We start from the raw sequence: 1,211 nt of genomic DNA on the forward strand, positions 1-1,211 counted from the left end.
CGCGCTCGTCGAGCCCGCCGGCCATGCGATCGTCCGTCATCATCGCCCTGGACTTCCCTGTCCTGCAGCCCGGCGCGACCGCGCAACGTGCCTCCGTCGCGCGAAAGGCCAAGCTTGAGAGTGCCGCGTGCCAGCGCGCCTGGCAAGCTTGTCTCTACAGAGCCGAGAGCAGGCGAATTGCGTCGCAAGTGTGGTCGATATCCGCGATCTCCAGACTTCGTCGCCGAACATCCGATGCGCATGGGCCGGCCGCGCGTGTCCTTCGGGACGGTGTCCCGATCCCGCCTGCCGATGCGCGGCAGGCCGGTCCCGTCGCCGCTTCAGGCTTCCGGATGTCGCCTGAGGGCGTTCGAAAGTCTCAGAACTGCACGCCGCGGGTCAGGCTGCCGTCCACCACGAGGTTGGTGCCGGTGATGAAGCTCGCGGCCGGGCTCGCCAGGAAGACGGCCGCGCGGGCCACCTCCTCCGGACGCGCCATCCGGCCGGTCGGGTTCAGCCGGAGCGCCTCGGCGAACAGCGCCGGGTTGCCGGTCTCGATCTGGTGCCAGACGCCGCCCGCGAAGTAGGTGTTGCCGGGCGAGACCGAGTTGGCGCGGATGTTCCGGGGCGCGAGCTGGAAGGCCAGCCCCTGCGCGTAGTGGATCAGCGCCGCCTTGAAGGCGCCGTAGGGTCCGGCCGCGAAGTCGATCTCGCGCCCGGAGACGCTGGAGATGACGACGATCGCGCCGGCCTCGGAGCGTTCGAGGAACGGCATCGCCGCCTCGACCGCCGTGACGGTGCCCATCATGTCGACCGTGAAGCCGCTGCGCCACGCCGCCTCGTCGCTGCCGACGGCCAGCGCGCTCACGTTCGGCACCACGATGTCGAGGCCGCCGAGCTCCCCTGCGGCCTCGGCGACCCAGCCGCGCAGGGCGGCGGGATCGGCGACGTCGAGGGCGCGCCCGGTCGCCGCCACGCCCTTGGCGCGCAGGGCGTCGACCTTGGCGGCGACCTCCGCGGCGTTGCGGGCGCAGAGGGCGACCGCCGCCCCCTCGTCGGCAAGCAGGTCGACGATCGCCGCGCCGATGCCCTTGGTGCCGCCGGTCACCAGCGCCCGGCGGCCTCTGAGCCCGAGATCCATGCCATCCTCCTCCGTCGCCGATCATGCGTGGGCGATCGCCTTCGTGATCGAGGCGCCGAGCGTGTACTTCGGATCGACCATGTGCCAGCCG

1 protein-coding gene is annotated in these 1,211 nt (G+C 71.8%); it reads right to left on the reverse strand.

From position 1 onward, the window contains the following. Nucleotides 1-358: 358 nt before the first annotated feature. Complete coding sequence (locus I53_RS15370) at nt 359-1,120, reverse strand: SDR family NAD(P)-dependent oxidoreductase (RefSeq protein WP_043352173.1); 762 nt, start codon at nt 1,118-1,120, stop codon at nt 359-361. Nucleotides 1,121-1,211 lie beyond the last annotated feature (91 nt).

Source organism: Methylobacterium sp. B1, from assembly GCF_000333255.1.
GTDB lineage: Bacteria > Pseudomonadota > Alphaproteobacteria > Rhizobiales > Beijerinckiaceae > Methylobacterium > Methylobacterium fujisawaense.

Bases quoted from the DNA above. Each gene is read 5' to 3' on its own strand.
- I53_RS15370 (WP_043352173.1), bottom strand. From the start codon at position 1,120: ATGGATCTCGGGCTCAGAGGCCGCCGGGCGCTGGTGACCGGCGGCACC.